This is a genomic window from uncultured Microbulbifer sp. (genome assembly GCF_913055755.1).
Taxonomy (GTDB): domain Bacteria; phylum Pseudomonadota; class Gammaproteobacteria; order Pseudomonadales; family Cellvibrionaceae; genus Microbulbifer.
Genome location: NZ_CAJXKH010000036.1, coordinates 25,922 through 33,993, shown reverse-complemented (window position 1 = coordinate 33,993; position 8,072 = coordinate 25,922). Strand labels below are relative to the sequence as shown.

Genomic DNA, 8,072 nt, shown 5'->3' with positions numbered 1-8,072 from the left:
GCCGAACTCAGAAGTGAAACGCAACATCGCCGATGGTAGTGTGGGGTTTCCCCATGTGAGAGTAGGTCATCGTCAGGTTTTATTTCAAAAGCCCTGATCGCTTTGCGGTCAGGGCTTTTTTTATGCCTGACAGATGGATAAATTAGCCCTATACAAAATAAAAACAGGCACAGGGAGCCGCTACTATGGATGGCAGTATCGGGGCCAGCGGCGAAGCCGCTGTGCAGGATTCGGTATTCAGTTCCCAATTCCTACTAGTACCGCATCATTTTCAGGGCGGCGAACGTATTTCGATATGGGTGGCCTCGTATGACCCGGACCCGCCTGCCGTACACCTTCGATACCGTCAGTCTGTGGAAGCTGATTGGCACAGTATTCCGGTGCAATTCCTGCATAAAGTGCCTGGCTTGATCTATAGCACGCTGAGTATTCCGGTTCTCCCGGGAGAGCGCTACCAGCTGCAATTGGTACAGTTGGTCGAGGGTGGGGAAGCCCTGTTGCAGCGCGCGGAGTTTCGGGCCAGGCCGGATAATCTGAGTGAGCCATTTACGTTGTGGTACGGAACCTGCTTCTATGAGCCTGCAGACAAGGGTGCGCTAGCGAGTGCTTTCAGCAGTCTTCCCGACGTGCAAAAGCCCGATATGACGGTGCTTGGTGGCGACCAGGTGTATCTGGACATGGCATTCACCGATCAAAGCTGGTCCTATAAGCCCGGGTATAGCCTGAAGCTCTTCTCACTGCTGGGGCTTATGCCCGTCCGATTCATCCGCGCCCGCCTGCAGACGCTCTTTTCGCGGGCTTATCGCACAGCCTGGTGCGGCGGATTGCGGCCTGTTTTGCAGCAGGGGGCGACCTATTTCTTGGCGGGAGACCACGAGTTCTGGAATGATTACCCGAATACACCGGGTTTCCTGCCGGCTTTATGGTCAAACAAGTTGCGACGGGTCTGGAGTCGTGTTGCTCGCGACCTGTTCCATGCGTACCAGCTGCCGGATAGGGTGACCTATCGGCAGTTTTCCGTTGGCGACGAGGTGAGTTTTTTCACCCTGGATACCCGCTTGTATCGCGGTAAAGGTCGGGATGCACCCTTTGCCAGCGCGGAGGCCCTGAACGCCTGCGAAAGCTGGCTGGAATCACTGGCGTGTCCCGGAGTACTGATTTTGCCGGCACCACTGGTTGCCAACTGGCAGTTCAAGCCGGGCAGCCGCGAGGGAGCATGGCGCGTGGATATTGGTTGGGGCGATCACAGCCTTGCAGATACCGGTCAGTATCGTGACCTGGTTAGCGCACTGAATGCGACAACCCAGGATGTGCTGATTGTGGCGGGAGATGTGCACTACAACCGCCTGGCGCAAGTGGAGCTCAACGGGAAAACCCTGACAGAGGTAGTGTCTTCACCCCTGTCCGGGCTGTCGAGTGCGCCGGCCATGCCGGAACTCGAGCCGCAGGTGTTTCCCGACCGACCAACGGACAATATTGCGGCGCCAGTCCGTTATATCGCCTGTGGCGAGGCCCGTCCGGGAAGCGGCACGCCGGCCTCACAGAACAATTTTGTCACCGTACGCTTCAGCCGCTGCGCGGAGGGTATCAACGCGGAGGTAATCTGCTGGCGTGTAAACGGCCGCGGAGAAGATGGTGAGTTGCTGCGTGAGTGGGGGGAGCAAAATATTCTGCTGCGGCATCGCGTTACCCAGTGGGCAGGTCTTGATCGGCGCGAGCCGGTGGATACAGGAGCCTGAAACGCGAAAATTACCAGGGTATTTGGCGTTACCGGAATTACCCGACGATAGGCGCTGAATGGAAGGCGCCAGGGGGATAGAAAATAATGAGTCTGGAACGACAGAGCTTTATTGTGCTTGGCCCGATTCTGGCCATAGCATTTTACGCACTGCTGACATTCATCCGCATGCCGTATTTGCCGGCTGTTACGGCTGCGATCACATTTCTCACAGTGATCTGGTGGATTACAGAAGCACTGCCGATACCTGCCACCTCGCTGGTTCCCTTTGTCCTGTTGCCTTTGTTTGGAGTAACAGACCACAAGATTGTTGCGTCAGCCCTGGGGAGCCATGTGATTCTCCTGCTTATGGGCGCATTTATGCTGTCAAAAGCCCTGGAAAAAAGTGGTGCCCACGAGCGGCTGGCACTGTACATGCTGAAGGCCGTCGGTGTGTCCAGCGGCCGTCGGTTGGTCCTCGGGTTTATGCTCGCCGCTGGTCTGCTCTCCATGTGGATCTCGAATACCGCTACCACTTTAATGATGCTTCCGATTGCGCTGGCAATTCTTTCCCACGTAGACAACCGCTCTCTCACGATTGCACTGATCCTGGGGATAGCCTACGCAGCGAGCCTGGGCGGTGTCGGCAGCCCCCTGGGGACCCCGCCCAATGTCATTTTTATGGGTATCTACGAGGAAGTGACCGGTCGCGAATTCAGTTTTCTGAACTGGATGACCATCGGTCTGCCGATAGTGCTGATTACGCTGCCGGTGATGGCATTGTGGCTGACCCGGAATGTACAGCTGGAGAAGGAGATCGAGCGTCCGAGGGTCGGCGAATGGCGATCAGAGGAAATCCGCACACTAGCTGTTTTCGGGATCGCAATCCTGTTCTGGGTGACCCGCAACGAGCCGTTTGGGGGCTGGAGCGCGTTGTTCGGCGTGGAGGGGGCCGGGGATAGCACCGTGGCCGTTGGTGCGGTGGTATTGATGTTCCTGGTGCCCAATGGCAAGGGTGGGCGCCTGTTGGACTGGTCGGCAGCAGAGAGTATCCCCTGGGGCATGCTGCTGTTGTTTGCCGGTGGCATTGCGATTGCAAAAGGGTTTGTCGCGTCCGGACTCAGTGACATGATGGGGGAGGCGCTGGCGTTCCTTACCAATATGCCGCTGTGGCTGATGCTGGTACTGCTCTGCCTGTCGGTAACCTTTCTTACCGAGATCACCAGCAATACCGCCACGGCAACGCTCCTGATGCCGATACTGGCTGTCGTGGCGACAACCGCCGGTTTCGATCCCATGGTCTTGATGATCCCGGCTGCAATGTGCGCGAGCTGTGCCTTCATGTTGCCGGTGGCAACGGCACCGAATGCCATTGCATACGGTACCGGCAAAATTCAGATTCAGGAAATGGTGCGGGAGGGTGCCGTGCTGAGTGTACTCGCCTCGCTGATTATTGCGGGGATGAGTTGGCTGATGTTGGTGTAGTCAGTCCCAGCCCAGTTTTTGCCGAATAAAAGCCGCAAGCTTGTTGCCATTGGCAATGTGCTGGGCGACCCTCGGGTGCTGGCCGTAACCGGTATAGTCAAAAAATACTGTAGCCAGCTTGTCGTCCCGATAGGTTTCGCGCATGTCGGTGACAGCCTGCCGGACATAGCCCGGCCACTTTTCACTGGACGTTGCGTCCATGCTGCCCAGTGCACACACGATAAAGGCTTCCGGGTATTGTGCGCGTATTTTGCGCACAAAATCGACATAGGCCTGTACCCGCTGCGAGGTATCGGGAGCGGGCTGCAAGCGCTTTTCCCGGTCGATAAGCCAGCTGTCGTTCTGGAACAGGTTTACCACAACCACATCCGGCGTCCACCGGCCGAAATTCCACTTGCTGTCATTGTCACCCACGGCACTCAGTTGATCGTAATATGCGGGCATGGTGAACGGAAACCAGCTGACCATTATGCCAATGCCACTTTTGCAGATAGTGTGCACTTCAGCGTCGAGCGCCCGTGCGGCGACGCTGCCATAAGCCCAGTAGTTGTTCTTGTCCGCAGCAAGGTGATCCGGGCCGTTATCTGCGCCTTCATTGCCCATACCGCAGCTGATCGAGTCACCGTATATCTCCATGCGGCGGCTGGGGCGCGCGGGCGGAGGTAACAGCTCTGCGCCATCTGCAAGGGCGAGCCCCTTGAATGCACTGCTACCTTCTTCTCCCTCGGTACGCTTGTAAATTTCCAGTGAGTGGGTGCCCGGCGGTAATGCGCGGGAAATTTCATAGCTGTGCTCACCCGGATTGGTTTGTAGAACGTAGGGGTGAGCGCTATCCCCATCGACGATTACGCTGTAAAAATTTTCCCCTTTTTCGTCGTCCAGCATCACGCTCAGCGCCGGACCGCTGAAATTGGCTTTGATGCTGCTTCCGGGCCAGGATAGACGCGGGGCCTTGGGGTTCTGGAAATCGATACGCCCTGTGTACAGCAGTTCCGGCGCATCGGCAGGGATGAACTCTGCGGCACTGACAGTCACGCTCAGTAGCGCGAGAAACGGGAGCGAAAAGAAAAGTCGGGATAGAGCTGTCATATTGATTGTTGTTTTTGCCGCCTATTATTGCAATCTAGGGTAATGCCAGGGTATCGGTCCCGTAAAGAGTGACTGTACGTCATTTAACATTCACTATGATCCGGTTGAAATGGCTCCGGCCTGTGCCGTAATCCCCCGGCAAGGTATCATCCCCTCATATCCGATTATTTGTTACGGACTCAACCCAGATGTCAATCAACATAGAGCTGAACTCGGCCCCATCCAGTCTGTCCCTCTACTGGCGCGTCTTGACTGCGCGCAAGAAGGGGAAGATTGATTCGTCTCAGGGGCTTCTGGGAGAGGCCAGGCTCAACAAGGTGCAGTGTGATCCGGTGCGCCTGGCGAATTACCGTCGCACCTGCGGATTTTCTGACGATGGGTATATCCCGACCTCATACCCGTTTGTGCTCGGCATGCCGTTGCAGCTCTCCCTGCTGGCTTCAGATGCCTTCCCGTTTCGGGTGCTCGGTATTGTCCATGTGAGCAATCAGATAACCCAGTATCGCCCTATCACTGCCGATGAGCTGCTGGACTTTCACTGTACGCTGTCTGGCCCGCGCGAGGCGAATCGCGGTTGGGAATTTGATTTGCACACACAGGTTACGGTGCAGGGAACAGTGGTCTGGGAGAGTGTCTGCACTATGTTGCGGCGGGACAGGACGAGTCAAAGAAAGCCGCGCAAACGAGCGGAAAAAGCGACAGAATTCACGCCGGAGACAATCTCGCAGTGGCCGGTACCCGCTGATACCGGCCGCCGCTATGCAGGGGTATCCGGCGACCGCAATCCCATCCACCTCTACGCGTTCACTGCCAAGCTGTTCGGATTTCCTCGCGCCATTGCCCACGGCATGTGGACCAAGGCGCGATGTCTGGCGGAGCTACAGGCGATTACCGCCGGCGCACCTCTGGACGGTCGCTTCTCCATCAGTGCCGAGTTCAAGCGTCCGCTTTTGTTACCGGCAAAAGCCCGCTTTGAGCGCGCGGGTAATGAATTCCGCGTAACGACCGGGGGAGGCCGGCGCGTGCATCTTACCGGCACTCTTGAGGCGGTGTGAGCTCACTGATACGGGAAGCAGGCGGGATAGCACATGTGCAGTGTCTTCGATGTTGGGGACCGCCGGTTGCGGGTACAGCCCCTGCGCAAAGCCATGAGCCTCGATTCCACCGGGGAAGCAATGAATGTTGGTTGCGGTACCTCGGAGATATTGGATTTTACCCGGGGTATCCCTTCCCCTTTGGCCAGTTTTACGTCAGCGGCCTTTCCCGCCGGGGCCGGCAAAGAACCAGATGATCAGGCCGATAACAGGCAATACCAGAATAATGATTATCCAGAGCAGTTTCTTTAACCCGGTGGCAGAACTCTGCAGGATCTTGATGATGGCGTAGATATCTGCGATGAGAATCAACAGGCCCAGTAGCCCTTCCATGTCATTTTTTCCTTTTCAATTTGATTGCACTCCCTTCAAGATAGGCGTTCAATTCCGTTGCTCGCATATTTGGGTGACATTTATGTGGCGGAAAATGGGCTTTTGTTGAATGTGCCCTGCGGGGCAGTAACTACGCGAACCGGAACAGGAAAGAGAGCTATGGGTTATTTTGTTGGCGCTTATGCCACAGCCCCGGTCACCGAGACCTGGGACCCCACCATTCAAACGGAATACCTGAATGGCCTCAAGGCAATGCAAAATGTCCGCGGGCTCGAGCACCCGTTTACCGGAACCTTGCACCCGGACGATGACGACTGGTTTCTATCCACTGTTGATCCGGCGTGGGACTTTGTTTTCACGGGCATTCCGGGTGTCATGCAACGGCTGGGCGGTGATGCCAGCTTCGGTATTGCTTCGACTGTGGAGACCGGCCGGCAGGCAGCGCTGGACTTCTACCAGCAGGCCCGCCAGGCAATTCACAAGCTGAACCGCCACCTCGGCCGCCAGGCGGTCAAGGCGATATTTATCCACGCCGCGCCGCGCGTGAGTTCGGGCTGTGCCAGTGCCGAGGCACTGTCCACCTCGCTGGAAACCCTGGCGTCCTGGGATTGGGATGGCGCGGCGCTGATGCTGGAGCACTGCGATGCGTATGTAGAGGGGCAGAGCGCCGACAAGGGTTTCCTGTCAATCGACGCTGAAATAAGCGCATTGAGCAGGGTGAATCGCACGGCTGCCAGCCACATAGGCCTGTGTATCAATTGGGGGCGCTCTGCGCTGGAGGCGCGCGGTGTGGATGGGCCGGTAGCGCACCTGAACGCCGCGCGCGCGGCGGGCTTGCTTCGTGGCCTGATGTTTTCCGGTGTTTCCGGCCAGGATGGGCCCTACGGCGCGTGGCGGGATACTCATATGCCGCCTGCGCAGGCCTTTGACATCCCGGCTTTCGAGCCCAGCTCCCTGCTCACGGAGTCCGAGTTCCGGCGTTGTCTTGAAGTGGCTGATACAGGCCAGTTGGGTGTGCTGGGAGTCAAGATTGGCGTGCGCCCGGAAAACCTCGGCGTCGCCGAGCGACTGGCCTATATCAAGGGTGCGCTGACAATATTGGACCGGGTTGCGGGGTAGTCGATTAACTGGCCAGTAACGTTGCAATGGCCACACCAATGAATGTCGCGATGGCGTAGCCGAAAAGACCGACGAGAATGCCCGGGGCGACCAGCGCCTGCCAGCCTTTGCTGGCGGCCAGGGCGGCGGCAGGGGCGGGGCCCAGGATGCAGGCGTTGGAGGCAATGATGACCTCGGCGAGGTCGAGTTTCATCAGCTTGCCGATAAACAGCAGGATACAGAAGTGCACCAGCACCATAACGACGATCAACAGCGCGATCGGCAGGGCTGCACCGAGTACCTGGCTCAGGTTTGCCCCCGCGCCGATCACCACAAAAAAGATATACATGAACAGCGAACCAATCTCGAATTCTGACGAAACCTGTCTGACGACGGGTTTGGCAAAGTTCGCGACTATCAGTGATAGCGCCGTGACCACCAGTATGTACAGGGCGCCGATATCCAGCAGTGCAGTGATGGCAGCGGACAGCGCACAGATGACCAGGCTGACGGTGAGACCATTGGTCGCCGTCTGCAGCCTGAACGGTGCGGGTTCCGGTACTTCTTTACCCTCGGCGGACACTTGTGCACTGCTGCCGTGCGCGTCGATGTATTTGGAAGGCAGTGCGTTGCGTACATATTGCAGCGTGGGCAACAGCATCAGCAGTACCAGGAAAAATACCGCTCCGGCGGCGTCTGCGGACAGGCCTGCGACGTACAGCGATGAATCCTTGATACCAACCGCTTCCGCAGTGGCGACAAAGTTCAGCGAGCCGCCGATATAGCTGGAGGCGATGGTACCGGTAATTTGGGCCTCCTGTAACCCGAGATCCAGCACGGAAGCGGCCACCACCGCACCGATGGCGGTTGCCGTGGCGGCGATGATAAATGCCACCAGCATGGTGCCGGATTCGACAAAAATGGTTTTAAAATCCGCCCGCAGCAGTAATAGTGGAATGGCCATTGGTACCAGCAGCGAGGCAATAGTGTCATAAACCGGTGCGCTGAAGGGAATGATGCCGGAGTTGGCTGCCAGCATGGAGGTGGCCAGAAGAATCAGCGGTCCCCCCAGTTTCTGTCCCCAGCTTTTTTTCTCCGCCCACATTCCGAAAGAGATGATCGCCATGATCACGGCGCAAAGGGCGAAAGTCTGGTCGGCAGTAATCAAGGGCACGGTGCGACATCCTTTATTGTTATTTTTTGCAGCAATCGGTCACAGCTTACTCTGTGGATCCTTCGAGCCGGCTCCCTCGTCA

7 protein-coding genes are annotated in these 8,072 nt (G+C 57.3%); 4 read left to right on the top strand and 3 right to left on the bottom strand.

Features of this window, described 5'->3' with window-relative positions; translation table 11 throughout:
• Positions 1-407: 407 nt before the first annotated feature.
• Both QZ511_RS08220 and QZ511_RS08215 read left to right on the top strand, forming a co-directional pair.
• Positions 408-1,739 (top strand): hypothetical protein, encoded by a 1,332-nt coding sequence (locus QZ511_RS08220; RefSeq protein WP_295801523.1) that lies wholly within the window; start codon positions 408-410, stop codon positions 1,737-1,739.
• An 86-nt stretch (positions 1,740-1,825) separates the two neighbouring features.
• Positions 1,826-3,202: an SLC13 family permease gene (locus QZ511_RS08215; protein ID WP_295801522.1), complete on the top strand. Its 1,377-nt coding sequence runs from the start codon at positions 1,826-1,828 to the stop codon at positions 3,200-3,202.
• Here QZ511_RS08215 and QZ511_RS08210 read toward each other — a convergent pair whose 3' ends face one another.
• The gene (locus QZ511_RS08210) at positions 3,203-4,291 is read right to left on the bottom strand and encodes a GDSL-type esterase/lipase family protein (RefSeq protein WP_295801519.1); all 1,089 of its coding nucleotides are present in this window, start codon (positions 4,289-4,291) and stop codon (positions 3,203-3,205) included.
• 188 nt (positions 4,292-4,479) lie between these two features.
• Here QZ511_RS08210 and QZ511_RS08205 point away from each other — a divergent pair, with 188 nt between their 5' ends.
• Positions 4,480-5,346, top strand: a complete 867-nt coding sequence (locus tag QZ511_RS08205) for a MaoC/PaaZ C-terminal domain-containing protein (RefSeq protein WP_295801517.1) — start codon at positions 4,480-4,482, stop codon at positions 5,344-5,346.
• 195 nt (positions 5,347-5,541) lie between these two features.
• Here the strand turns inward: QZ511_RS08205 and QZ511_RS08200 are convergent, their stop codons facing one another.
• Positions 5,542-5,718: a PLDc N-terminal domain-containing protein gene (locus QZ511_RS08200; RefSeq protein ID WP_295801514.1), complete on the bottom strand. Its 177-nt coding sequence runs from the start codon at positions 5,716-5,718 to the stop codon at positions 5,542-5,544.
• Positions 5,719-5,877: 159 nt separating this feature from the next.
• Here QZ511_RS08200 and QZ511_RS08195 point away from each other — a divergent pair, with 159 nt between their 5' ends.
• Positions 5,878-6,837, top strand: coding sequence for a DUF4862 family protein (locus tag QZ511_RS08195; protein ID WP_295801512.1), 960 nt, complete (start codon positions 5,878-5,880; stop codon positions 6,835-6,837).
• Between the two features lie 4 nt (positions 6,838-6,841).
• Here the strand turns inward: QZ511_RS08195 and QZ511_RS08190 are convergent, their stop codons facing one another.
• Positions 6,842-7,990: a DUF819 family protein gene (locus QZ511_RS08190; protein WP_295801510.1), complete on the bottom strand. Its 1,149-nt coding sequence runs from the start codon at positions 7,988-7,990 to the stop codon at positions 6,842-6,844.
• Positions 7,991-8,072 lie beyond the last annotated feature (82 nt).

What these genes read in the sequence shown, in the direction of transcription:
- QZ511_RS08210 (WP_295801519.1), bottom strand. Translation starts at nt 4,291, where the DNA reads ATGACAGCTCTATCCCGACTTTTCTTTTCGCTCCCGTTTCTCGCGCTA.
- QZ511_RS08200 (WP_295801514.1), bottom strand. Translation starts at nt 5,718, where the DNA reads ATGGAAGGGCTACTGGGCCTGTTGATTCTCATCGCAGATATCTACGCC.
- QZ511_RS08195 (WP_295801512.1), top strand. Translation starts at nt 5,878, where the DNA reads ATGGGTTATTTTGTTGGCGCTTATGCCACAGCCCCGGTCACCGAGACC.
- QZ511_RS08215 (WP_295801522.1), top strand. Translation starts at nt 1,826, where the DNA reads ATGAGTCTGGAACGACAGAGCTTTATTGTGCTTGGCCCGATTCTGGCC.
- QZ511_RS08205 (WP_295801517.1), top strand. Translation starts at nt 4,480, where the DNA reads ATGTCAATCAACATAGAGCTGAACTCGGCCCCATCCAGTCTGTCCCTC.